Genomic DNA, 23,980 nt, shown 5'->3' on the forward strand with positions numbered 1-23,980 from the left:
CGCCTACTTGTCGCGTAGGCTGCAAGTATCAGCGAAAAACCATTCAGGGAGTAACTATGGCATTCAATTTTGATCAATGGATAGACCGCAGTCACAGTGACAGCGTGAAATGGGAGAAATATCACGATCGCGATATTATTCCGCTGTGGGTGGCCGATACCGATTTCCAGTCGCCGCCGGCGGTGATCGAGGCGTTGCATCGGCGTGTCGATCACGGCGTATTCGGTTACGGGCGTCCTTCCCCGGCGCTCATTGCGCTGTTTGTGCAACGCATGGCGGAACGTTACCAGTGGCGCATCCGCCCTGAATGGCTGGTATTTCTGCCCGGGCTGGTCTGCGGCCTGAATCTGTGCGTACGCGCATTTACCCGCGAGGACCAGGGCACCATTGCGCCGTCGCCCATCTATCCGCCGTTTCGTAAGGCCGCACAGTTTGCCGAACGCAGCCAGCTGTCGATACCGATGCGTTTGCAGAACCAACGCTGGCTGCCCGACCTGCCGGCGCTCGCCGCACAACTGCAGGGCCAGGAGAAACTGCTGCTGCTGTGCAATCCGCACAACCCGGGCGGCACGGTGTACCGCCGTGATGAGCTGCTGGCGCTGCAGCAGTTTGCCCGGCAGCATGATTGGATTGTCTGTTCCGACGAGATCCACTGCGATCTGCTGCTGGAACCCGGCCTGCAGCATATTCCCTTCGCCGCCCTGAACGAAGACGCCGCCCAGCGCAGCATCACGCTGATGTCGCCGTCAAAAACCTTCAATATCGCCGGGCTTGGCGCGTCAATGGCGATCGTCCCCAATGAGCAGCTGCGACGCACGCTGTGCCGTACGCGTCGCGGCCTGGTGCCGGAGGTCGACGTGCTGGCGCTGGTCGCCGCGCAGGCCGCCTATCAGGATGGACAGCCGTGGCTCGATCGGCAGCTTGATTACCTGCGCGCCAACCGCGATCTGGTGATGACGCGCATCAATGCCCTGCCGGGCCTGCGTCTGGCGCCGATTGAAGCCACCTATCTGGCATGGATTGACTGCAGCGGGCTGCCGGTCGATAACCCGCATGCCTTCTTTGAGCAGGCCGGCGTCGGCCTGAGCCCCGGACTGGACTTCGGCGACCGCCGCTTCGTACGCCTGAATTTCGGCTGCCAGCGCGCGCTGCTGATACGCGCACTGGAGAGGATCGAGCGCGCGGTGCGCGCCCTGTCCGCTTAGCCGCGTTCGCTGGCGACGATATCGCGAATGGCGTACGGATGAAATTTGATGGTGACGCTGCCGTCGGTAATCGCCAGCGTCGGGTTCGGCAGGCGTTCGCCTTCCCCCTGCGGCGCGCTTTGCTTCAGCTTGATGCCCGGCGTCAGCAGCGCGGCGTCCGGCAGCAGCGCCAGTGCGCGCGCATACAGCGTTTGCGGATCGCCGGCGATCACCAGTTCAACATGCTCCCACCCTTCATGCGGGTAACGCTTGTCGCCGGGAAACGGCAGTTCAATGCAGTCAATCCGCCACGGCCCCAGCTGTAACGGCTGATGCAGGTCAAACAGATAAATCGGCCGTCCGTTGATGACCGCGTCGGACATCACCTCGGCGCACTGCTTAAAGCCGCTGAGCCAGCGTTCCGCCGTCGCGTTTTGATGGCAGCGTACCGAAATATGGTCAGCCGCAAACTGTGATAAATCAAGCTGCAGCGTTTGGGCGAACTGCGTCAGTGTTTGTTCAAAACGGGGTAAATCCAGCGCCAGGTCCTGCAACTCGGCAATGGTCGATAAAGGGTTCATAACATTATTGTCCGCTAAGGCTGTTTTTAGGGGCGTAATTTACCGCGCCTGGGCGCCGAGAGCTACATCTGCCGGCGCGGAAATCATCACGCCGCCGCCAATGCGCAATACGGCAGCGACCGGCAAGAGAAAACACGCCGGATGAATTATTTCCCCATCCATTAACCATTCGTGCCTCATATATTTTTTAGGATTTTTCCCATAAGAAAATTAGTATAATTCCACAGGGTCACAATATTCACAATTTGCATGCAAATTAAAATAATAAAAATAACTTCTCCCCGTTTAAAGCCTGTTCTACAATAGCATTTACATAAAGTATTCCAATGCAACACCACTGCTTATTATTTGCACACAAACCTAACGCACATCACTGTTTAAAAAGATATTTTTTAGTCAGCAATCCTGAGACTTATCTTAAATCGCCCATCATTAATTGATTCAGCATAGTAATTAAGTTAGCTTGAAACCATGTTATAGCTGAGAAAATGATTATGTTTCTTTTAACGATATCTGTAGTACTCATCGTTATTGCCGTTTATGCAATTTTGCGCCATTTCAAAACGCGCCGTGGCAGTGCGTTCGATGGACGTCGTCGCAAGAAGTAACGGAAACTTTCCCGTACTCTTTTTATCACCCCGATAACAACACCTGTGAATCCGGCCACCCACTTGTGCAAGCAGTGGGTGACGTTCTCCTTTTGTCGCGCCTCTTCCCTCTCAGACTTTATCCTCCATCCCCGCCGCAACTGCTGACGCGAGGCCATCAATCGGTTACAATTACAGGCTGTTTTGTGGTTGGCTGCGGACGTAACGTCCCCCCAGAGCCACCGTTGAATCCGTAAAGGCGCAACAGGCGTCTTTGCATCTGTCATTTAAGGTATCCCGGTGAATATTCAGGCACTTCTCTCAGATAAAGTCAGCCAGGCGCTGATTGCCGCAGGCGCACCTGCCGATTGCGAAGCACAGGTCCGCCAATCTGCTAAAGCGCAATTTGGTGATTATCAGGCCAACGGCGTCATGTCCGTTGCCAAAAAGCTTGGCATGCCGCCACGACAGCTGGCAGAAAAAGTGGTTGCCCTGCTGCAACTGGACGGCATCGCCAGCAAGGTCGAAATCGCCGGCCCGGGTTTCATCAATATCTTCCTTGACGCCGCCTGGGTCGCCCAGCAGGCCGACGCCGTGCTGCGCGCGCCGAAACTGGGCATTGCGCCGGTAGCGCCGCAGACCATCGTTATCGACTACTCCGCCCCTAACGTGGCGAAAGAGATGCACGTCGGCCACGTGCGCTCCACCATTATCGGCGACGCTGCCGCCCGTACTCAGAGCTTCCTCGGCCATAAGGTGATCCGCGCCAACCACGTCGGCGACTGGGGCACGCAGTTCGGTATGCTGATCGCCTATCTGGAAAAAGTGCAGAACGAGCACGCCGACGAAATGGAGCTGTCGGATCTGGAGCAATTTTATCGTGAAGCCAAGCGCCACTACGACGAAGACGCCGAGTTCGCTGAGCGTGCGCGCGCTTACGTGGTCAAGCTGCAGGGCGGCGATGACTACTGCCTGAAAATGTGGCGCAAGCTGGTGGATATCACCATGGCGCAGAACCAGAAGACCTATCAACGCCTCAACGTCACGCTGACCGAAGACGACGTAATGGGTGAAAGCCTGTACAACGCCATGCTGCCGGGCATCGTGGCCGACCTTAAGGCCAAGGGGCTGGCGGTGGAAAGCGAAGGCGCCACCGTGGTATTCCTGGACGAATACAAAAACAAAGACGGCGATCCGATGGGCGTCATCATCCAGAAAAAGGACGGCGGCTACCTGTACACCACCACCGATATCGCCTGCGCCAAATACCGCTACGAAACCCTGGGCGCCGACCGCGTGCTGTACTACATCGACTCCCGCCAGCACCAGCACCTGATGCAGGCCTGGACCATCGTGCGCAAAGCCGGTTACGTGCCGGAGTCGGTCTCCCTTGAACACCATATGTTCGGCATGATGCTGGGCAAGGACGGCAAGCCGTTCAAAACCCGTTCCGGCGGCACCATCAAGCTGTCTGACCTGCTGGATGAAGCCATTGAGCGCGCCGGCAAGCTGATCGCCGAGAAAAACCCGGATATGCCGGCCGATGAACTGCAAAACGTGGTCAACGCCGTCGGTATCGGCGCGATCAAGTACGCCGACCTGTCGAAAAGCCGCACCACCGACTATATCTTCGACTGGGACAACATGCTGTCCTTCGAAGGCAACACCGCGCCTTATATGCAATACGCCTATACCCGCGTGGCTTCAGTATTCAAACGCGCCGGCATCGACGAAAGCGACCTGACGCTGCCGCTGGTGATGACCGAAGAGCGTGAGATTGCGCTGGCGACCCGTCTGCTGCAGTTTGAAGAGACCATCACCGTCGTGGCGCGCGAAGGCACCCCGCACGTGATGTGCAGCTACCTGTACGACCTGGCCGGCCTGTTCTCCGGTTTCTATGAACACTGCCAAATCCTCAACGCCGACAGCGAAGAAGCGCGTCAGAGCCGCCTGAAGCTGGCGCTGCTGACCGCCAAGACGCTGAAAACCGGTCTGGATACGCTGGGGATCGAAACCGTCGAGCGGATGTAATCGCCGGTTCTCGCATAGCAAAAGGGTCGCCAGAGGCGACCCTTTTTTATTGTTCTGGCACGCGGCGCTGTCAGGCAACGCGGCGGGCAAAGTCCCGCGGCCGGAAGCCCAGCACGCCCAGCACGCCGAAGTAGGCCACCACGCCGGCCGCCACCACCGCCGCCAGACGCAGCAGACGCTCCAGCATATTGCCGTTGTCCCAGGCCGGCATCAGCCACAGCATGCCGACCAGCACCGCCGACATCACCAGCACCGCCGCCACCAGCTTGGTGAGGAACAGCGCCCAGCCCGGCTGCGGACGGAAAATATCCTGCTTGCGCAGCTGCCAGTACAGCAGCGAGGCGTTCAGACAGGCCGCCAGACCGATAGACAGCGACAGCCCGGCGTGCTTCAGCGGGCCGATAAACGCCAGGTTCATCACCTGCGTCATAATCAGCGTGACAATGGCGATTTTCACCGGCGTTTTGATGTCCTGACGCGAGTAGAAGCCCGGCGCCAGCACCTTCACCACGATCAGCCCCATCAGGCCAACGGAGTAAGCCACCAGCGCGCGCTGCGTCATCGCCGCATCAAAGGCGCTGAACTTGCCGTACTGGAACAGCGATACGGTCAGCGGCTTGGCCAAAATACCCAGCGCAATCGCGCTCGGCAGCGCCAGCAGGAAGCACAGGCGCAGCCCCCAGTCCATCAGACGGGAATATTCATCATGGTTGCCGCTGGCGAAGCTCTTCGCCAGCGACGGCAGCAGAATGGTGCCCAGCGCCACGCCCAGCACCCCGGAAGGGAACTCCATCAGGCGGTCGGCGTAGTACATCCAGGACACCGAGCCGGAAACCAGAAACGAGGCGAAGATGGTGTTGATAATCAGTGAAATCTGGCTGACCGACACCCCGAGGATCGCCGGCCCCATCTGACGCATCACCCGCCATACGCCGGCATCACGCCACTTGATGCGCGGCAGCACCAGCATGCCGATCTTGCGCAGGTGCGGCAACTGGTAACCCAGCTGCAACACGCCGCCGGCCACCACCGCCCAGGCCAAGGCCAGCACCGGCGGATTGAAGTAAGGCGCGGCGAACAGGGCAAAACCGATCATGCTGACGTTGAGCAGCGTCGGCGCAAACGCCGGTATTGAGAAACGGTTCCAGGTATTGAGAATCGCCCCCACCAGCGAGGCCAGCGAGATCAGCAAAATATAAGGGAACGTAATGCGCAGCAGCGACGAGGTTAACGCGAATTTGTCCGGCGTGTCGGTAAAGCCCGGCGCGGTGATATAGATCACCCAGGGCGCCGCCAGCATCCCGGCCACCGTCACCAACGCCAGCACCAGCGTCAGCAGGCCGGAGACATAGGCGATAAAGGTGCGCGTCGCCTCTTCACCCTGCTGGCTTTTATATTCGGCGAGGATCGGCACAAAGGCCTGTGAGAACGCGCCTTCGGCAAAGATACGGCGCAGCAGGTTCGGCAGTTTAAACGCCACGAAGAAGGCATCCGTCGCCATGCCGGCGCCAAAAACGCGGGCGACGATAGCGTCACGCGCAAAGCCCAGCACCCGGGAGAACATCGTCATCGAGCTGACGGCCGCCAGTGATTTTAGTAGGTTCATGTGGTTTTTCTGGTGAGTACTACGTGTAAATATCAACGCCTGCAGCAGCAGGCGTCAGTCAAGAAACGGCTTCAGTTTACGCATCCGCGGCAGAATAGCCAACGCCATATGTTACATGGGGTTACCTGGCAAATCCGCGTCGCGCAGTATCTGTTCAATCATCCGCTGGGCGTAAATCGCCTGTTCGCCGCCGGTCTGCGGCGGCGTCTGATTCGCCACCGATTGAATAAAGTGGCGCACCGCCCCCTCAAAACCGCGCTGGGCCAGCGTGGTCTGCCAGCCCGGCGCCGGCTGCTCCAGCACGCCGTCGCGGTCTTCACGCCGCCAGCGGCGCATATCGTCCAGCTGATACAGCGCGCCGCGGGTCACCGCCTGCACGCTTTCCCGCTGGCTGCCCGCCTGGCGGTGCATGCTGGTGGTCACCAGCGTCTCGCCGCAGCGGAAATGGTGCTCGGCATACAGCATTTCACCGGCGTCATTGGCGCTCAGCCGGCCGCCCAGCAGCCGGCCGTCGCCGCCGGCCAGCCACAGCGCGGTATCTACCACGTGCAGATAGTCATCCAGCAGGGTAAAGCGCAGCAGGTTCGGCCCCACGCTGTCGGCGCGGTGCTTCTCCATGCGGAGCGACGCCGGCTGGCGCATCTGCTGCTGCAGCTGCCCGTACAGCGGCGCAAAGCGGCGGTTGAAGCCCACCATCAGCGCCCTGCCGCGCGCCTGCGCCAGCTCCAGCAGTTGCTCCCCCTGCTCCAGCGTCTCCGCCAGCGGTTTATCGACGTAGACATGCACGCCCTGCTCCAGCAGGCTTTTCACCACGCTAAAGTGGCTGGCGGTGCTACTGTGTACGAAAACCGCATCGCACTGCTGCGCCAGCTCATCCAGCCGCGAGAAACAGGCCATCCGGTAACTGTCGCACAGCGGCTGCGCCTTTTGCCGGTTCGGCGAAAAACCACCCACCAGCTGCCAGTCGGCGGCGTGGCTGAGGATCGGCAGATACGCTTTCTGCGCAATGCCGCCCAGGCCAACCACGCCGATACGTAATTTAGTCATGCTGTCGCTCCGCCATCAGCTGTTGCAGTTGCTGCGTCAACGCCGCCACCTGCTGTTCCAATGCGTTGACGCGCCGGCTTAATGACGCCTCCTGCTCTTGCGGCTCATCAACGCCCTCCGGCGCGGCCTGTTCGGCACCGAACAGATGCACAAAGCGGCTTTCACGCTTGCCGGGTTCACGCGCCAGACGCCGGACAAACGGCCCGTCTTCCCGCTCGGCCAACTGCTGCAGCTGCTGCTCCACCTCGGCGACGTCGTTAAAATCATGCAGCCGTGCGGCGCGCGTGCGCAGTTCGCCCGGCGTCTGGGCGCCGCGCAGCAATAAGGTGGCAACCAGCGCCAGCTCCGCGTCGCTCAGTTTCAGCTGGCCGAACTCGGAATTGCAGAAACGCTGTTCATATTTCACCACCCGGTTGCCAAAGCCGCTTTGCGTACGCAGAAAGTGTTTTTTCACCAGTTCGTCCAGCACATCCTGAACCTCGCTTTCGCTCAGCGTCATCACCGGTTCACGGTTGGTTTTCTGATTACAGGCCAGCGTGATGGCGTTCAGCGACAGCGGATACTGCTCCGGCGTCGTCACCTGTTTTTCCAACAGGCAGCCGATTACCCGCGCTTCTTGCGCGCTTAATTGATATTTCATGCTCGTTTTTCACCGTGGCGGCAGCCATTCTTTGTTGGTTAACGCAGTCAGCACGTGGTCCTGCCACTTACCGTCGATCAGCAGATAGTCCTTGGCGTAGCCTTCGCGCTCAAAGCCCAAACGCGCCAACAGCGCGCCGCTGCGCTGATTATGCGGCATATAGTTTGCCATAATGCGGTGCATGCGCTGCTGACGCATCATATAGCGATTCGCCGACTGCAGCGCTTCATACATCAATCCCTGCCCCTGCCACTTCTCACCGAGGGAGTAGCCCAGGAAGCAGGCGTGGAAGGAGCCGCGCAGCACATTGCTGAAGTTGGCGACGCCGCGCACCTCATGCTCATCCGGATCCAGCAGTATAAAGTAGTAGGCGTTGCCCTGTTTCTGCATGTCCATGATCATGCCGAGCCGCGCCTGCCAGCCGGAAGGATAACAGTAACTCTCGTCGCGCACCGGCTCCCAGGGCTTGAGAAACGCGCGATTTTCCGCGTAATAATCCGCCAGACGGTAGGCGTCACGTTCATGCACTAAACGGACGACCAGACGATCGGTGGTAAGACGTACCTTTGGTGATGCAGAGCGATAGCCGAACATCATTTCCCCCGCAATTCGGAACGGTTCGATAAAAAGAGAGTGCCGGGACTGCGCCCTATGCATCAAACGGCATACGCCGAATTTCCCCGTTATTGAATATAACCGTAGCCGGCCTCACAGGTAAAACCCCAGACGCTCAGTAAATAAGCGGTCAGCTTTTTTTCCCGCACTTTTGTCGGCATGCTCCCGTTATTGCGTCGTTCTTCTTTCAGCGGCAGCCGGTCATCGTGTTGTCCATCAGGCGTAAAAACGCGCTAAGTCACCAGAAAATCAGCAATATTTACACCAGCTGCTATTCTGGTAGTACATTCACCTCAGGAGTCGTCAGCATGTCCGAAGAAAATAATCACCTGCCCCAGCTGTTGGAACATATGGTTTTGAACCTGCGCATGATCTATGCCCGCTCCACGCTGATGGAAACCGCCGTGGCGCGCATTCTGGCGGATAACAGCGCGCTGAAACACGAGGTGATTGAACAGCTGCAACAGGTTAACGCCGCTACAGAACGCGATAAGGTCGACCTGGAACAGGCGCGCCAGCATCTGATTGACGTGTTCAATGCCCTTCCCGCCAAAGAGGAATAATCGCTCCCCGGTCACAATCTGCCGTGGTACGGTGGACTGTGCCGGATTAGGCACCTTCCCGCAAGAATAGCGTGCGACAGCATCGGTAAGCTGTGCTAATTATTGCGGCAATCACCTGACAACGGGAGCGAGTATGAAACTGTTTATCTACGATCACTGCCCATTCTGCGTTAAGGCGCGCATGATTTTCGGCCTGCAGGGTAAACCGGTGCGTCTGGTCACCCTGCTGAACGACGATGAAATCACGCCGACCACCATGATCGGTAAAAAGATGGCGCCGATTCTGCAAAAAGACGACGGCAGCTATCTGCCGGAGAGCATGGACATCGTGCACTATATCGATCGGCTGGACGGTAAGCCGCTGCTGACCGGCCCCAGCAACCCGGTCCTTAGCCAATGGCTGGCGCAGACGGCGGAATATACATCGCAGCTGCTGCTGCCGCGCTTCGCCCAGGCCGACTTTGAAGAGTTCGCCACCGACAACGCCCGCCAGTACTTTATTAATAAGAAGCAGGCGGCAATCGGCGACTTCTCCCGCCATCTGGCCAACAGCGCCGACCTTATCGCCCGGCTGGAACAGGATCTGCCGGCGCTGGCGGCGCTGATCGTCTCGCCGGAGGCGGTCAACGGCACGCTGTCGGAAGATGATATTCACCTGTTCCCACTGCTGCGCTCGCTGTCCATCGTTGCCGGCGTCACGCTGCCGGAACCGGTTGAAGCCTACCGTAACCGCATGGCCGAACGCAGCGATATCCCGCTGCTGCTGGATATGGAACAGTAAGCGCCGCTGCTGCGGTCAAAGGAGGAGCGCACAGATGTTGAAAATGGTGTTCGTCACCGCGCGCGATCGAGCGCGGCTGGCCGAGATTTCTACGGTGCTGATCCGCTACGGCCTGCAGGATGTGGTGCGCCTGCTGGGATTAAGCCCGCTGCTGGCCGGCGGCAAAGGCGCTCAGCAGGCGGACGACGGCGCGCTCTCACTGCCCGAGCGTCTGCGCGCGGCACTGGAGGCGCTGGGGCCGACCTTTGTCAAATTCGGCCAGATACTGGCAACCCGCTCCGACCTGCTCGACGCCGGCTGGACCCGCGAGCTGGACAAGCTGCACAGTCAGGCGGCCACGCTGCCTTGGGAGACGCTGGCCCCCCAGGTGCATGCCGATCTCGGCGGCGACCCGCAGCAGATCTTCGCACAGTTCGACAGCCAACCGCTGGCGGCGGCCTCCATGGCGCAAATTTACCGCGCCCGGCTGCACAGCGGCGAAGCGGTAATCGTCAAAGTGCTGCGCCCCGGGCTGGAAAAAACCATTCAGGCCGATGTGCGCCTGCTGCGCTATCTGGCCGAAACGGTGGAGCAGCAAAGCCCGGCGCTGGCGCGCTACCGCCCGGTGCAGATGGTGCAGGCGCTGGCCACCGCGCTGAATCACGAGCTGGATCTGACCCACGAAGGCCACAACTGTGAACAGGTCGCCCGGCGCTTTAGCGAGCAGCCGGAGGTGAAAATCCCGCAGATTTACTGGCAGTGGTCGAGCAAGCGGCTGCTGGTGCAGGAATTTTTACCCGGCATCGCGCCGGAAAACCCGCAGCAGCTGGCGGAGGCCGGTTTTGACGGCCCGCTGCTGGCGCAGCGCGGCGCGCAGGCGTTTATGCGCATGGTGCTGGAACACCGGCTGTATCACGCCGACCCGCACCCCGGCAACGTAATGGCGCTGGAGGGCAACCGCGTCGGCTTTATTGACTTCGGCATGGTTGGACAACTGTCGGCAACGCGGCGCAATCAGCTGCTGCGCGTGCTGCAGGCGATTGCCGAACGGCAAAGCGAAGGCATCGTCAGCACGCTGCTCGTCTGGTCCGACAGCCATAACCCCGACGTACAGGATCTGGAACTGGCAGCGCAAAATTTCCTGGATAAACAGGGGTTCGGTACCTTAACGCTCGGCAAGGCGCTGACCGACCTATTGACCATGTCCCGCGAACACCGGCTGGCATTGCCGCCCGATCTGGCACTGCTGTTTAAAGCGCTGATCACCGCCGATGGCGTGCTGCATCGGCTGGATCCGAACTTCGATATCATCCGCACCTTAAAGCCAATGCTGCAACAGCTGATGCTGCGGCGTTACGCGCCGGAGGCGCTGCGTCAGCGCATGCTGACGCTGGGCGCCGACGCGCTGGATGCCGGCGACGAACTGCCGCAAAGCCTGCGACTGCTGCTGCGGCGCCTGACGCGCGGCCAGCTTAACGCCGACATCAACGTTAGCAACCTCGCCCAACTGAGCAAGGCGCTGGAACGGTCGGCATTGACGCTGGCCATCGCCATTGTCACCGCCGCCTTTGCGTTGGGCCTGGCGCCCTACCTGATGCAGGCCTCGCCGCGGCTGTGGGGCGTGCCGCTGTTTCCGCTGCTCGGCGGTTTGGCCTGCCTTGGCGGCATCGTCCTGCTGGCGCTGCGGCTGCGGCGTTGAGCCGCGGGAGATTCGGCGTTATCCGATAGGCGTCCCGGCGATTCCCGCGCACTATCAACGCGCGCAGGGTTTATCGCTTGGGTTACGGATATGCGCATGTTTATAATGATAATCAATTCATTATCAGCATTTTTTATTAGCAGTAGTTATGAGGCACGTATGAAAAAGATGGTTATGGGCGCAGCCGCCCTGATGTTTGTCGGTGCTTTGGCCGGCTGCAACAAGCTGACCCAGTACACGCTCAGCGAACAGGAAGTTAATGACTACCTGCAAAAACACAATGATTACCAGAAACAAATCGGCGTGCCGGGATTGGTGGATGCGCATATCGTGCTGACGCAGCTGCAGAGCCAGATCGGCCGCAGCGAACCGGGCAAGGTTACCCTTTCCGGCAACGCCAAAGTGGACATCACCTCGATCCTGGGGCCGCAGCAGGCGGACATGCAGCTGACGCTGAAGGCGCAGCCGACCTATGACCGCGAAAAAGGGGCCATTTTCCTCAAGGATATGGAACTGACCGACTATAAAGTACAGCCGGAAAAAATGAATACCGTGATGAAGGCGATTTCGCCTTATCTGGACCAGTCGCTGAAAAGCTACTTCAACCAGAAGCCGGCCTACGTGCTGAACCCGGACAAGAGTAAAACCGAAGCCATGGCGCGCAAACTGGCCAAAGGGCTGGAAGTGAAGCCGGGTGAACTGGTGATTCCGTTTACCGATTAATTCACCGTATCAAGGCGCAGCGCCCGCTGCGCCCGACATGGTTTATGGCTGTTCGTCGTCAGAACCGTCCTGCTCTTCATACTCCGCCAGTTCATCACGCATCGCCTGCAGCGCGTCGCGGGTAATCGCCGCTAACGTGCGGTAAAAACCGCTGGTCGCATGGGCTTCAACCTTACCGAGGAAGCGTCCGCACCACGGCAGCAGATAATCGTCAAACAGCGTGATTTGCGCCTGCGCTTCATCTTCCTGCGACTGATCTTCCAACCAGGACGCCGCCAGCAACAGCGAGCCGAAGTGATCCGCCGACGCCTCGCCAAGCGGCATGCCGCGCTGCTGCAGGAAGCTGCGCACTTCGCTTTCCGTCGCGCCCTCGACATAGCTTGAACGCAGCGGCGATACGCTGCATTCGCTGCCGACGAACAGCGCGTTGAAGTCGGCTGCCAGCAGGTGCGGCTCGCAGCCCTGCTGCAGACGCTGCAGCAGCTCATCCTGCTCCAGCGGCCAGTGCTGCTGCAGTTTGCCCTCTTTAATCAGGCTAAACAACGGCACCAGCAGCGGGTCCTGCGGTTGACGGTAAAACAGCGTCCCCAGCACGCGGCAGACGATGGAAAACTCATTCATGATGACATCCTATACAAAGGCGAAATTTTGCCGTGACGATGTCACAGATCGGCCAGTTCCGCAATCGCTGGTTTACCGCGTTGCTCAAGAAAATTCAGCAAACGACGCGGGCTGACGTTGAGGATGCGCTCCTGCGGAAACTCTACTTCGGCCAGGATGCGTTCACAGTGCTCAAAACCGCCCAGTGAGAAGGCAATATGCGAATCTGACCCCAGCGCCAGCCAGCCACCGGCGTCACGCACCGCGGCGGCGATCGCCCGACAGTTGGCTTCGCTGCCCTTACGTGAATGGGTAAACGACGAGTTATTCAGCTCAAGCGCGACGTTGTAACGCGCGGCGGCGGCGGCAACCGCCGGAATATCAATCGGATAACGCGGGTTACCCGGGTGACTGATAATATGCACGTCGCCCTGCGCCATGGCGGCGATCATCGCCTCGGTATGGGCGGCGCGATCCTGCGGCGCAAACACCGGCTCGTGGAAACCGGCAATAATCACATCGATGGCGTCCAGCATCGGGCCGGTGCAGTCAATATCACCGTTCAGGTTCTTAATATTGGCCTCGATGCCGCGCAAAATGGCGACGCCGTCCACCAGACGCGGCCAGACGCGCATGTTCATAAAGTGCCAGTAGTGCGGCGCATCGGCCATGTCCGGGCCGTGGTCGGTAATGGCAAACAGCTGAATGCCCTTCTGCTTGGCTTCGGCGACATAATCATGCAGCGTGCTGTAAGCGTGGGTGCTGGCAACGGTATGCATGTGCAAATCAACGGGGTACATTGCTTCTCCTTATTCTTGGGTCAGCCGCCATGCGCAAACGGCTGACGCAGTTTCGCTTTAGCATAGCAGTTAACCGGCTCATTAATAACCTCTGTGAATATCCACAATCCCCGTCGGCGCCTCTCCGGCCTCAAGCGCTAAAATATTCTGGGCCACCCGGTCCATCGCCTGTTCAGGCAGGGTAATCGCGGCGATGTGCGGCGTCATCGTCACCGCCGGGTGACGCCAGAAGGCGTGCGCCGGCGGCAGCGGCTCCTGCACAAAGACATCCAGCGTCGCCGCTTTTATCTGCCCCTGTTCCAGCGCCGCCAGCAGATCGTCCTCTACCAGATGCGCGCCGCGCGCCAGGTTGATCAGGTACGCCTGCGGCGCTAAATGGGCAAACATCTCACCGTTGAGGATCCCCTGCGTTTCCGGCGTGTTGGGCAGCAGGTTAATCAGCAGCTTGACGCCGTCCAGAAATGCCGGCCGCTGCGCCTCACCGGCAAAACTGCTCACGCCGTCAATCTGCTTGGCGCTGCGGCTCCAGCAGCGTACGTTAAAGCCAAAATCCACCAGCTTTTGCGCCACCGCTTTGCCCAGGACGCCGGCGCCAAGAATGCCGATGGTGAAATCCTGCAGCTGATGCGGCTCCAACGGCTGCCACAGCCCTTGCTGTTGCTGCTGCTGGTACTCGTCGAAACGGCGGAAATAACGCAGGACATAGCTCAGGGCATACTCCTGCATCTGCTGCGCCATGCCGGTATCTTCCAGCCGCAGCAGCGGCACGCCGGACGGCAAGGTGCCGGGACGCTGTCTCTCCTGCTGTAAAATGGCGTCAACGCCGGCCCCCAGCGCGAACACGCCTTTCAGCTGATGGCGCCCGGCCAGCATCTCATACGGCGGCAGCCAGACCAGCGCGTAGTCCGCCGGGCGGTCGTCCCCCGGCTGCCAGATACGCAGCGTCGAACCGGGTAAACGCTGTTGCATGCCGGCCTGCCACTGTTGTGCATTAAACGTAGGATGGTAAAACATGATGTTCATGAAAAGAGAGGCTCCTGCAGGTTTGCTGTTATTGTCCCCTCAGGGTTCCGCGAATCGGCAGAAGATGCAAGAGTAAAACCGACAAATAAAAACAGCCCCGACCAGTGGGGCTGTTTCACGCAGAAAAGCATCGCTGCGCCTTTAGGCGCGCTGGATCAGGCGGCGCAGCAGCGGGATCAGAATCAACAGCGCCACGCCTACGCCGGCCGCTCCCCAGCCCAGCAGGCTGAAGATATGGCTATAGCCGGGATTGGTCAGCAACGGCGTGCTGCCGCTGTTTTCCGGCATCAGACCGGACACATAACCCGCCAGCACCGAACCGACGCCGGTCACCATCATCCAGCACCCCATCATCACGCCCTGATAGCGCGCCGGCGCCAGCTTGCCGATCATCGCGTAACCGATGGGCGAGATCAGCAATTCGCCGATGCTCTGCAGCACATAGCTGATAACGATCCATTTAAACGCCACCAGTCCGTCGCCGCCCGCCAGGCTGATGCCCAGCGGTAACACCAGCATCCCCAGCCCCATACAGAACAGCGAGCCGGAAAACTGCAGGGGAATATCAATATTGCAGCCGCGGGCGCGCAGGCGGTTAAACCACCAGGCCAGCAGCGGGCCGCCGATGACGATCACCAGCGTGTTGATATTCTGGATCCACTGCGGAGCAACATGAATGCCATACGGGTTCAGGTTGATATTGTGTTCAGAAAACAGCATCAGCCCCATCGGCGCCAGCTGATACAGCATCCAGAACACCAGCGATCCCAGAGCCAGAATCAGGTAGGCGCTCATCCGCCGGCGTTCATCATGCGGATGGTGACGCAGGGTAATCAGGCACAGCAGCAGGAAAACGGCGCACCCCACGCCAATCACAAAGTAGCCGCTGAACTCGGCATGGGTCAGCATCAGCCGAATCACCGGCACCAGAATCACCAGAACCGCCAGGCCGGCCAGCAGGCGCCGACGATACTGCGCCGGCGTCGCATTGAGCAACGGGGTGTTGAGATCGCCCAGCACGCGCCAGCGTAGAGCCGCCACGATAATCGCCCCGGCGTTCCCCAACGTGGCGAACAGGAACAGCGCGCGGTAATTTTCCGTCAGTTGGAAATAACCGGCGGCGCTGAAACCGACAAAAAAGCCCAGGTTCATCGCGGCGTAGTTCCACAAGAATGCCGACTCGCGCCGGTCGTCCTCGGGTTTAAACCGCTGCGTCAGCATCATATTAATGCAGGTGACGTTCAGCCCGCTGCCGGTGAGGAACATCGCCAGCCCCCAATACAGCCCCCAGACGCCGGCCAGCGCAATCAGCGCACATCCCGCCACCTGCAGCACCATACCCAGGACAAACAGGTTGCGGTTGCTGAGATAGCGCCCGCCCAGGTAGCCGCCAAACAGGTGCAGGCCATAGTTAAAGGCGCCGAATACGCCCATCATGGCGTTGGCGCTGCTTTCGCTGAACCCCAGACGCTTGGTGGCATACAGCACCAGCGTGGAGTACAGCACGGCAAAGCCCAGCGTGGCGAAGATTTGAATAAAGAACAGCGCTCCCGCGCCGGAGGGGGTGGCATAGCGCGACGGCGCCGCCAGTGTGGATTCCGAGTCAGTCAAAGCAAACCTCTACCGCATTATTATTTGATGGTTTTATCCCTGTCTGCGCTCTTTGCCCTACGCCGGCGCCGCGCTCGGTAAAGAGCCGGTGCAACCGGTGAAATCGGCATAAATCGCGCGGCAAGCGTCACGGCGGTGGGTATTTCCTTGCAAAAATCTCCGTACGCTCGCCATTCCATTTAGCGGCATATTTGACTAATAATCCAGTATTAATGAATACATCGGCAAAGCATCGGTGCGAACTGGTGGAATATTAATCTACAGATACACTGAGCGCTCAAATAATATACCACCAGCATTTATCAACACCTTATCAGCCACGTTCTGCATGCAGGTGAAGAATAAATAGCTGATTATTGCGCGTGAAATCAGCAAATTGCTGTAAGTTTGGCTAAACGGACGGAAAGCGTAAAAAGAGTGTTGACGCTGGGATCAGTTTCTCCTACATTAGCGCCCGTCGACAACGCAAGGCGCTGACGACAGACAATATGGTGAGGTGTCCGAGTGGCTGAAGGAGCACGCCTGGAAAGTGTGTATACGCGAAAGTGTATCGAGGGTTCGAATCCCTCCCTCACCGCCATATTCCAAAAGAAAGCCTGAACTTACGTTCAGGCTTTTTTGCTTTATATTCCCCGCACCGGGAGGGTGAGAACCCTCGACAGGGTTCGACAAAACGCGCAGCGTTTTGCACAGCCGAAGGCTGCCCGCAGGGTGAGCGTAGCGAATGCATCCCTCCCTCACCGTCCTATTCCAGACTCTCGTTCAGGGTATAGCCTCTGTTGGCACTGAATAATTAGAATTGCCGTACACGTGCGGTACTTCTCTGCGATAACGGAGAACGGCAATTGAAGGGGCCGTAGGCGCGGCCCCTTCACCCGCGCCCGCGCTTAAGCACGTTCTGCCCGCTACGCGGGTGCCCTCTCTGCGTCACCGTCGCCGGGCGGGTCGGCTCTACAGGCTTCCCTGCCTGTGCCGCCTCAACCGGACATCCTTGTCCGGTTGCCCCTGGCTCAGGTTCCTTGTTCGGCAGCCCGTGATGCGCGCTAAAGGTCAACACCCGAATCTGTATTTACCGGGAAAATCAGCTACGGCTTTAACGTCAACGAGTTAAAACTATTTCCCTAATGCGCAGTCGCAGCGAATGCATCCCTCCCTCACCGTCCTATTCCAAAAGAAAGCCTGAGCTCACGTTCAGGCTTTTTTGCTTTATATTCCCGCGCCGGGAGGATAAGCATCCTCGATGGGGAATGCTAAAAATTATCGCCAGACGGTAATCCCTAATAACTTTGTCGGAGTTTCAGCCAAAGAGAACACAACTTAACCACCCGTTACGAAACCAAAAAAATAAGCTTGACCCATCTGCTCTCACTCCCTATAGTAGCGCCCCGTTGCCCTGACGCATTCAGCGCAACGACAATATGGTGAGGTGTCCGAGTGGCTGAAGGAGCACGCCTGGAAAGTGTGTATACGCGAAAGTGTATCGAGGGTTCGAATCCCTCCCTCACCGCCATATTCAAAGAGAAAGCCTGAACTCACGTTCAGGCTTTTTTGCTTTATATTCCCCGCTCCGGGAGGGTGAGAACCCTCGACAGGGTTCGACAAAACGCGGCAGCGTTTTGCACAGCCGAAGGCTGCCCGCAGGGTGAGCGCAGCGAATGCATCCCTCCCTCACCGTCCTATTCCAGACTCTCGTTCAGGGTATAGCCTCTGTTGGCACTGAATAATTAGAATTGCCGTACACGTGCGGTACTTCTCTGCGATAACGGAGAACGGCAATTGAAGGGGCCGTAGGCGCGGCCCCTTCACCCGCGCCCGCGCTTAAGCACGTTCTGCCCGCTACGCGGGTGCCCTCTCTGCGTCACCGTCGCCGGGCGGGTCGACTCTACAGGCTTCCCTGCCTGTGCCGCCTCAACCGGACATCCCTGTCCGGTTGCCCCTGGCTCAGGTTCCTTGTTCGGCAGCCCGTGATGCGCGCTAAAGGTCAACACCCGAATCTGTATTTACCGGGAAAATCAGCTGCAGGTTTTAACATCAGCGACCTAAAAACTATTCCCCTGCCGGAACCCGCGACAGGATTGGCAGGTATCACTCAGCCTGCTCATTTGGCAGCGGTCTGAAGCCGGCTCAACGGCAGCAATAAAAAAGCCCGACGTCATGTCGGGCTTTTTCCATTCAGGCAGCTGAAAATCAGTTGCTGGTATCGAGTTCCGGGAAGCTTTTCACCAGATCGTCGATCGCTTTCATCTGTACCAGGAACGGCTCCAGTTTATCCAGCGGCAGGGCCGACGGGCCGTCGCACTTCGCGTTGTTCGGATCCGGGTGCGCCTCAATAAACAGCCCGGCCAAGCCCACCGCCATCCCGGCGCGCGCCAGCTCGGTAACCTGAGCGCGACGGCCGCCGGAGGCCGCGCCAAACGGGTCACGGGTCTGCAACGCATGGGTCACGTCGAAAATCACCGGATGACCGCCGGTGGCATTTTTCATCACGTTGATGCCCAGCATGTCGACCACCAGGTTGTCATAGCCAAAGTTGCTGCCGCGATCGCACAGAATGACCTGGTCGTTGCCGCCCTCTTTGAATTTTTCCACGATGTTGCCCATCTGGCCCGGGCTGACGAACTGCGGCTTTTTAACGTTGATCACCGCGCCGGTTTTCGCCATCGCTTCCACCAGGTCGGTCTGACGCGCCAGAAACGCAGGCAGCTGGATCACATCCACCACTTCCGCCACCGGCTGCGCCTGGGCGGCCTCATGCACGTCGGTAATGGTTTTCACGCCGAAGGTCTGCTTCAGCTCTTCAAAAATACGCATCCCCTCTTCCAGGCCCGGCCCGCGGTAAGAGTGAATGGAAGAGCGGTTGGCCTTATCAAACGAGGCCTTGAAGACATAAGGGATACCCAGCTTTTGCGTCACCGTGACGTAGTGTTCGCAGATGCGCATCGCCAAATCGCGCGATTCAAGCACGTTCATACCACCGAACAGCACAAACGGCAGGTCGTTCGCTACGTTGATGTCGCCAATGCTAATCACTTTCTGTTTCATGCTTTCGCCTTTATTGAGGGTAAGTCGCCAAAATTAGTGCAGCGTCACCTGTTTGGGTTCGATCGCGTGGATCTGTACTTTGATCACTTCGCTGACCGGATCTTCCGGACACTGCTCGATAAAATAGTTGAGGTCGGAAATCGCCACGTGGTTGCAGTCCAGCTGCGCATAAATCAGACCACGGTCACGAATCTCATAGGGATCGTCCGGGTCAAAACACAGCACCGTTTCGCTGGCGCGCAGCGCCATTTCCATCTGCTTCTCTTCCATCAGGGCGGCCTTCAGCGTATCCAGCATCTTGCGCACCACCATATTATTTTCCGCTTCGTCCAGATCGTCATCTTCCAGATCGGCGGACAGCCCCAGATTACCTTTAATCCAGGCCTCCAGCGTATGCTCACTCAGCGTTTCGCCGTTAAGCGGATTGATCAGCCACATCTCATCATCCATCCAGTCGGCCCGCAGGATCAACTGGGTCGGGAAAATAACCGGCATCAGCGGTAAACCGAGCTGATGAGCGATGTGCAAAAAGATGGTGCCCAGCGATACCGGCGTACCCTGACGGCCTTCCAGCACCTTATCGAGCCAGATGGCGTCGGAAAGGCGATAAACACCGCTCGCCCCGCCAAATCCCCAGGTGTGGTAAAACAGCTCAATGAGTGCTTCTAATTGCTGTTCCTGGCTGAGGTCGTCCGGCACCGCCGCCCGCGCTTCTTCCGACAATCGCTGCAGCTGGCGCGCCACGTCGGCGGCGGGAAAATCGCGCCGCACGCGCTGAGACACCAGGATGACGCCTGCGCTCAGCGGTGAGGAATTAAATTCGAAATCAGCAATGCTACTCATAGGTATCCCATCAGAAACGGTATCTTCGTCGTGGCAAGTTTAATAATCAGGTAAAGGCAGCCTAAAGCCAGAATAAATGCCGACGTGCGTAACCCCGCGCTGCGGACGTTCTTGCTCAGCGCAACGTAGCCAAGCAGGATGTAGATAATAACGCCAAACAGCTTCTCGGTCAGCCAGGAGTCCATACCCAGCAGCGGATAAAGCTGGAGCGTGACCACCAGCGCAATGCCGCTCAGAAACAGCACGGTGTCATTAATATGCGGCGCTATTTTTACCCAGCGCCGGCTCATCATCGCCGAATTACGCCATTTCCAGAAAAAACGCAATACAAACAAAACAATACTGATGGTTACCGTCAGCAGATGCAAATTTTTTAACGCGGCGTAGGCGGCCATAATCGTTCCCTTTTGTTTCCAGTGATTATTCTTGCGCCGGCAGATACTGCCCCAGCGTTACGCGTTCATTGCCGCCATAGTCGCGGCAGCTCTCCACGGCGCTAAAGCCCGCCTCGGCCAGCAGCTCACGCACGCTGGCCGCCTGTTGCCAGCCGTGTTCCAGCAGCAGCCAGCCGCGCGGCAACAGGTGCGCCGGCGCCTGACGCACGATGGTACGCAGGTCTGCCAGGCCGTTTTCTTCAGCCACCAGCGCGCTGTCCGGTTCAAAGCGGACATCCCCCTGCGACAGGTGCGGATCGGCGGCGTCAATATAGGGTGGGTTACTGGCAATCAGCTGGAAGCGCTGTCCGGCCAGCGGCGTAAACCAACTGCCCTGAACGAACTGCGCATTGGCAATCGCCAATTTTTGCGCATTATGGCGCGCCAGCGCCACCGCTTCGGGCTGGAAATCCACGCCGGTTACCGTGCAATCAGGACGTTCGCTGGCCAGCGCCAACGCAATGGCGCCGGTGCCGGTTCCCAGGTCGAGAATGGCGCAGCCGCCTGCAGGCAGGCGCGCTAACGCCTGTTCGACCAGACACTCGGTGTCCGGCCGTGGGATCAGGGTTGCGGGGGAAACAGACAGCGGCAGCGACCAGAATTCGCGCTCGCCCACCAGATAGGCAATCGGTTCGCCGCGCACCCGGCGCGTCAGCAACGCCTCCAGCTGCGCGATCTCCTGCGCGGTCAGGCTGCGCTCGCCAAACGCCAGCAGATAGGTTCTGGCGCGACCGGTGACAAAGCCCAGCAGGATTTCCGCATCCCGCCGGGCGCTGTCGCTCTCCGTCAGCCGCGCGGCGGCGGCCTTCAGCCAGCCTTGATAATCCATCACTCTTGCTCGGCGGACAACGCAGCCAGCTGGTCCGCCTGATATTCCTGCACGATCGGCTGGATCAGCATATCCAGCTTCCCTTCCATCACCTCGTCCAGACGATAGAGCGTCAGGTTAATGCGGTGGTCGGTCACGCGGCCCTGCGGGAAATTATAGGTGCGGTTACGGTCGGAACGGTCGCCGCTGCCCAGCAGGTTGCGACGGGTTGACGCCTCTTCCTGCTGGCGCTTGGCCACTTCGGCGGCGCGGATGCGTGCGCCCAGCACCGACATCGCTTTCGCTTTGTTCTTATGCTGTGAACGTTCGTCCTGGCACTCCACCACGATGCCGGTCGGCAGGTGGGTAATACGAATCGCCGAGTCGGTGGTGTTAACGTGCTGGCCGCCGGCCCCGGAGGAGCGGAAGGTGTCGATTTTCAGATCGGCGGGGTTGATATCCGGCAGTTCAGCTTCCGGCACCTCCGGCATCACCGCGACGGTGCAGGCCGAGGTGTGAATGCGCCCCTGGGATTCGGTCTCCGGCACGCGCTGCACGCGGTGGCCGCCCGACTCAAACTTCAGCAGGCCGTACACGCCCTCGCCCGAGACTTTGGCGATCACTTCTTTATAACCGCCATGCTCGCCTTCGTTGGCGCTCATCACCTCGACCCGCCAGCGGCGCGCCTCGGCATAGCGGCTGTACATGCGGAACAGATCGCCGGCGAACAGCGCCGCCTCGTCACCGCCGGTGCCGGCGCGCACTTCAAGGAAGCAGCTGCGCTCATCGTCGGGATCTTTCGGCAGCAGCAACAGCTGCAGCTGCTGCTCCAGCTCGTCGGTCACCGTTTTGGCCTGTTTGATCTCTTCCTGCGCCATTTCGCGCATTTCCGGGTCTTCCAGCATCATCTCGGCGGTCGCAAGATCGTCTTGCACCTGACGCCACTGCAGGAAGCAGTTGCTGACATCGGTCAGCTGCGCATATTCGCGCGACAGCGCCCGGAACCGGTCCTGATCGGCAATAACGCCGGCATCGCCGAGCAGCGCCTGCACTTCTTCATGGCGCTCTTGTAACGCTTCCAGTTTGGCAACAATAGAAGGCTTCATGCGTGGTTTTAAACCCTGTAAATAGAGAGAAACTAGTGCTGATCCAGCCCGAGGCTGTCGCGTAATATTTGTAACCGCTCCACATCGCCGTCGCCGGCAGCCTGCTGAAGGGATTTGGTAGGGGCATGAATAAGACGATTGGTCAGGTTGTGAGCCAATTTATGGATGACCTGCTCCACGTTGGCCCCCTGCGCAATGGCGGCCAACGCTTTGGCTTCCATTTCACTGCGGATTTGATCGGCCTGCGAGCGGTAGTCGCGGATGGTCTCCACCGCACCCTGCGAGCGCAGCCAGGCCATAAAATTGGTGCTTTCCTGCTGAACGATGGACTCCGCCTGCACCGCCGCCGCCTTACGCTGCGCCAGGTTGTTCTGGATAATCGCGTGCAGGTCGTCAACGCTGTACAGATAGGCGTTCGCCAGCTTGCCGACCTCGGGTTCGATATCGCGCGGAACGGCGATATCCACCAGCAGCATCGGCTGGTTGCGGCGCGCTTTCAGCGCCCGCTCAACCATGCCCTTGCCGATGATCGGCAGAGGGCTGGCCGTGGAACTGATAATGATATCGGCATCGGCCAGGCGCGCGTCGATTTCCGGCAGCGTAATCACCTCGGCCCCGACTTCATCCGCCAGCAGCTGCGCGCGTTCACGGGTGCGGTTGGCGATAATCATATGCTTGACCTGATGTTCGCGCAGATGGCGCGCCACCAGTTCGATGGTTTCACCCGCCCCCACCAACAGCACGTTCAAATCCGCCAGCGATTCAAAAATCTGCCGCGCCAGCGTACAGGCGGCAAACGCCACGGAAACGGCGCTGGCGCCGATCTCGGTTTCGGTACGCACGCGCTTGGCGACGGAGAAGGATTTTTGGAACAGGCGCTCCAGCTCACCGGACAGCGATTGCTCGCGCTGGGATTCGGCAAAGGCTTTTTTCACCTGGCCAAGGATCTGCGGCTCGCCCAGCACCAGTGAATCCAGGCCGCTGGCAACGCGCATCAGGTGGCTGACCGCATCATTGTCATGATGCCAGTACAGGCTCTTTTTCACCTCTTCCGGACTGAGCTGATGGTATTCACACAGCCAGCTCACCAGCTGCTCGTGAATATGCTCCTGCTGCTCCACGCTGAGGTACAGCTCGGTGCGGTTGCAGGTGGACAGCACGACTCCGCCCTGCACCAGCGGCTGCTGGAGCAGACTATTGAGCGCCTGGTCAATGCTTTCTGGAGAAAAGGTGACTTTTTCCCGCAAAGCAACCGGAGCGGTTTTATGATTAATGCCTAAGGCAAGCAGGGTCATTGCTTCAAGTAATACTTATGTTGGTACGGGTTTCGTTGACGGCATTCTACTTGATGCGCGGCATCAATAAAAGCAACAAGCGCATCTTACGCCCAATCGCTGCCATCGCCGCTACACATCAAACAACCGCTTAAAAACAAACCATTAATTTATAATGGCGATCAAAACTAAAGAATCGACGCCGCTGGCCGATGACATCAGGTAACGATCGCAAGTTATGCCTAGTTTAGCGCTTTTTGCCGGCCAGATAAAATTCGCCGCGCCAAAGCTCTCTGTCGCTGAATCTGTACGGACGTTAATCAATAGTTGGTTATGATTATAACCATTGGCAACCTTCCCAACTGTTATTATTGAATTTCTGTCCGGCTGTTCGCATAATTCC

Annotated in this window: 21 protein-coding genes, 2 tRNA genes and 2 other RNA genes; 10 read left to right on the forward strand and 15 right to left on the reverse strand. The window is 58.9% G+C overall.

Features of this window, described 5'->3' with window-relative positions:
* Positions 1–56: 56 nt before the first annotated feature.
* Entirely contained in the window at positions 57–1,205 is a 1,149-nt protein-coding gene (locus I6G83_RS20135; protein ID WP_054304802.1) for a MalY/PatB family protein, read from the forward strand.
* On the opposite strand, the gene I6G83_RS20140 is transcribed toward I6G83_RS20135, so the two are convergent.
* Positions 1,202–1,765 (reverse strand): VOC family protein, encoded by a 564-nt coding sequence (locus tag I6G83_RS20140; protein WP_054304803.1) that lies wholly within the window; start codon positions 1,763–1,765, stop codon positions 1,202–1,204. The genes I6G83_RS20135 and I6G83_RS20140 overlap by 4 nt on opposite strands.
* An 887-nt stretch (positions 1,766–2,652) precedes the next feature.
* Here I6G83_RS20140 and argS point away from each other — a divergent pair.
* Positions 2,653–4,383 carry an arginine--tRNA ligase gene (gene argS, locus I6G83_RS20145; RefSeq protein ID WP_054304804.1) on the forward strand — a complete coding sequence of 577 codons (1,731 nt, stop codon included), beginning with the start codon at positions 2,653–2,655 and terminating at the stop codon, positions 4,381–4,383.
* A 70-nt stretch (positions 4,384–4,453) separates the two neighbouring features.
* Here argS and murJ read toward each other — a convergent pair whose 3' ends face one another.
* The 4 genes from murJ to rimJ all read right to left on the reverse strand — a co-directional run bounded on the left by murJ (position 4,454) and on the right by rimJ (position 8,270).
* The gene (gene murJ, locus I6G83_RS20150; RefSeq protein ID WP_054304805.1) at positions 4,454–5,989 is read right to left on the reverse strand and encodes a murein biosynthesis integral membrane protein MurJ; all 1,536 of its coding nucleotides are present in this window, start codon (positions 5,987–5,989) and stop codon (positions 4,454–4,456) included.
* Positions 5,990–6,100: 111 nt separating this feature from the next.
* Complete coding sequence (locus tag I6G83_RS20155) at positions 6,101–7,036, reverse strand: Gfo/Idh/MocA family protein (protein WP_054304806.1); 936 nt, start codon at positions 7,034–7,036, stop codon at positions 6,101–6,103.
* Entirely contained in the window at positions 7,029–7,676 is a 648-nt protein-coding gene (locus tag I6G83_RS20160; RefSeq protein WP_054304807.1) for a DUF480 domain-containing protein, read from the reverse strand. The genes I6G83_RS20155 and I6G83_RS20160 overlap by 8 nt, the downstream gene beginning before the upstream one ends.
* Positions 7,677–7,685: 9 nt before the next feature.
* Positions 7,686–8,270 carry a ribosomal protein S5-alanine N-acetyltransferase gene (rimJ, locus tag I6G83_RS20165; RefSeq protein ID WP_054304817.1) on the reverse strand — a complete coding sequence of 195 codons (585 nt, stop codon included), beginning with the start codon at positions 8,268–8,270 and terminating at the stop codon, positions 7,686–7,688.
* A 329-nt stretch (positions 8,271–8,599) separates the two neighbouring features.
* Here rimJ and I6G83_RS20170 point away from each other — a divergent pair, with 329 nt between their 5' ends.
* From I6G83_RS20170 to I6G83_RS20185, 4 genes are all read left to right on the forward strand, one after another.
* Positions 8,600–8,854, forward strand: a complete 255-nt coding sequence (locus I6G83_RS20170; RefSeq protein WP_054304808.1) for a hypothetical protein — start codon at positions 8,600–8,602, stop codon at positions 8,852–8,854.
* Between the two features lie 133 nt (positions 8,855–8,987).
* Positions 8,988–9,635 carry a glutaredoxin 2 gene (gene grxB, locus I6G83_RS20175; protein ID WP_054304809.1) on the forward strand — a complete coding sequence of 216 codons (648 nt, stop codon included), beginning with the start codon at positions 8,988–8,990 and terminating at the stop codon, positions 9,633–9,635.
* 34 nt (positions 9,636–9,669) lie between these two features.
* Positions 9,670–11,313 (forward strand): ABC1 kinase family protein, encoded by a 1,644-nt coding sequence (locus I6G83_RS20180; protein ID WP_054304810.1) that lies wholly within the window; start codon positions 9,670–9,672, stop codon positions 11,311–11,313.
* Positions 11,314–11,472: 159 nt separating this feature from the next.
* Positions 11,473–12,036 carry a lipoprotein gene (locus I6G83_RS20185; RefSeq protein WP_015672641.1) on the forward strand — a complete coding sequence of 188 codons (564 nt, stop codon included), beginning with the start codon at positions 11,473–11,475 and terminating at the stop codon, positions 12,034–12,036.
* A 42-nt stretch (positions 12,037–12,078) separates the two neighbouring features.
* Here the strand turns inward: I6G83_RS20185 and I6G83_RS20190 are convergent, their stop codons facing one another.
* The 4 genes from I6G83_RS20190 to I6G83_RS20205 form a co-directional block, all read right to left on the reverse strand.
* Positions 12,079–12,657, reverse strand: a complete 579-nt coding sequence (locus tag I6G83_RS20190) for a TorD/DmsD family molecular chaperone (RefSeq protein WP_054304811.1) — start codon at positions 12,655–12,657, stop codon at positions 12,079–12,081.
* A gap of 41 nt (positions 12,658–12,698) precedes the next feature.
* A complete protein-coding gene (locus I6G83_RS20195; RefSeq protein WP_015672643.1) occupies positions 12,699–13,436 on the reverse strand; it encodes a phosphatase in 738 nt (245 codons plus the stop codon).
* A gap of 81 nt (positions 13,437–13,517) precedes the next feature.
* Positions 13,518–14,459, reverse strand: coding sequence for a glyoxylate/hydroxypyruvate reductase GhrA (gene ghrA / locus I6G83_RS20200; protein ID WP_054304812.1), 942 nt, complete (start codon positions 14,457–14,459; stop codon positions 13,518–13,520).
* A gap of 141 nt (positions 14,460–14,600) precedes the next feature.
* A complete protein-coding gene (locus I6G83_RS20205; RefSeq protein ID WP_054304813.1) occupies positions 14,601–16,070 on the reverse strand; it encodes a peptide MFS transporter in 1,470 nt (489 codons plus the stop codon).
* Between the two features lie 490 nt (positions 16,071–16,560).
* On the opposite strand from I6G83_RS20205, the gene I6G83_RS20210 reads away from it, so the two are divergent.
* The 4 genes from I6G83_RS20210 to I6G83_RS23775 all read left to right on the forward strand — a co-directional run bounded on the left by I6G83_RS20210 (position 16,561) and on the right by I6G83_RS23775 (position 17,747).
* Positions 16,561–16,650 (forward strand) — tRNA-Ser (locus I6G83_RS20210).
* 45 nt (positions 16,651–16,695) lie between these two features.
* Positions 16,696–16,816, forward strand: a non-coding RNA gene (locus I6G83_RS20215) — RtT sRNA.
* A 674-nt stretch (positions 16,817–17,490) separates the two neighbouring features.
* A tRNA-Ser gene (locus I6G83_RS20220) sits at positions 17,491–17,580 on the forward strand.
* Positions 17,581–17,625: 45 nt separating this feature from the next.
* A non-coding RNA gene (locus tag I6G83_RS23775) (RtT sRNA) lies at positions 17,626–17,747 on the forward strand.
* 510 nt (positions 17,748–18,257) lie between these two features.
* Here the strand turns inward: I6G83_RS23775 and kdsA are convergent.
* Genes kdsA through hemA form a run of 6 tightly spaced genes read right to left on the reverse strand, consistent with a single transcriptional unit; the run spans position 18,258 to position 23,598 of the window.
* Positions 18,258–19,112 (reverse strand): 3-deoxy-8-phosphooctulonate synthase, encoded by an 855-nt coding sequence (kdsA, locus tag I6G83_RS20225; protein WP_015672646.1) that lies wholly within the window; start codon positions 19,110–19,112, stop codon positions 18,258–18,260.
* 33 nt (positions 19,113–19,145) lie between these two features.
* Positions 19,146–19,955 carry an invasion regulator SirB1 gene (sirB1, locus tag I6G83_RS20230; protein WP_054307640.1) on the reverse strand — a complete coding sequence of 270 codons (810 nt, stop codon included), beginning with the start codon at positions 19,953–19,955 and terminating at the stop codon, positions 19,146–19,148.
* Complete coding sequence (locus I6G83_RS20235) at positions 19,952–20,353, reverse strand: SirB2 family protein (RefSeq protein ID WP_174545388.1); 402 nt, start codon at positions 20,351–20,353, stop codon at positions 19,952–19,954. Before I6G83_RS20235 ends, sirB1 begins: the two co-directional genes overlap by 4 nt.
* A 22-nt stretch (positions 20,354–20,375) precedes the next feature.
* Positions 20,376–21,218, reverse strand: a complete 843-nt coding sequence (gene prmC / locus I6G83_RS20240; RefSeq protein WP_054307642.1) for a peptide chain release factor N(5)-glutamine methyltransferase — start codon at positions 21,216–21,218, stop codon at positions 20,376–20,378.
* On the reverse strand, positions 21,218–22,303 hold the full coding sequence (gene prfA / locus I6G83_RS20245; RefSeq protein WP_054307643.1) for a peptide chain release factor 1: 1,086 nt from the start codon (positions 22,301–22,303) through the stop codon (positions 21,218–21,220). The genes prmC and prfA overlap by 1 nt, the downstream gene beginning before the upstream one ends.
* Before the next feature lie 32 nt (positions 22,304–22,335).
* Positions 22,336–23,598, reverse strand: a complete 1,263-nt coding sequence (gene hemA / locus I6G83_RS20250) for a glutamyl-tRNA reductase (RefSeq protein WP_015672651.1) — start codon at positions 23,596–23,598, stop codon at positions 22,336–22,338.
* Positions 23,599–23,980 lie beyond the last annotated feature (382 nt).

It is taken from the genome of Serratia rubidaea (assembly GCF_016026735.1).
Taxonomy (GTDB): domain Bacteria; phylum Pseudomonadota; class Gammaproteobacteria; order Enterobacterales; family Enterobacteriaceae; genus Serratia_B; species Serratia_B rubidaea.